This is a genomic window from Desulfosporosinus sp. I2 (assembly GCF_000960765.1).
GTDB lineage: Bacteria > Bacillota > Desulfitobacteriia > Desulfitobacteriales > Desulfitobacteriaceae > Desulfosporosinus.
On record NZ_JYNH01000323.1, the window covers coordinates 1 to 447 of the forward strand.

The following is a 447-nucleotide window of genomic DNA, read 5'->3' on the forward strand; positions in this document are numbered from 1 at the left end:
TATTCTCCTGTAACGAGATACTTGTAATACTCCCTTGGAGCTAATCTTGCCAAATTCCATTGGTATCGCTCGATGTTGTAATAATCAGTCCAATCGCTGATCACTTGGTGAATTCCTTCAAATGTTGTGCATTGTGAAATGTCAATTTCATCTTTCATGTGACCGTAAAAGGATTCCTGCGGAGCGTTATCCCAACAGTTTGCCTTTCGGGACATAGACTGCCTCAGTTCACTGTCTTTTATCAACTGGATAAACTTTATACTTGTGTAGTGTGACCCTTGATCCGAATTAATCAGGGTCTCGGATGTCAAAGAGATACCATAATTCTCGATGAGCCGGTTCACGGTTTCCAGAACAAAATCGATTTCGAGAGATTCACTCAGTACCCAAGCGAGCAACTCTTTTGTACAGGCGTCGATGATAGTAGACATATAGCACCGTGGCGCC

General features: G+C 42.7%; 1 protein-coding gene. It reads right to left on the bottom strand.

All coding sequences use genetic code 11. The features are described 5' to 3' along the window. On the bottom strand, window positions 1-431 hold a 431-nt coding region (locus tag UF75_RS25930; protein WP_242860441.1), incomplete at its 3' end, for a DDE-type integrase/transposase/recombinase. Window positions 432-447 lie beyond the last annotated feature (16 nt).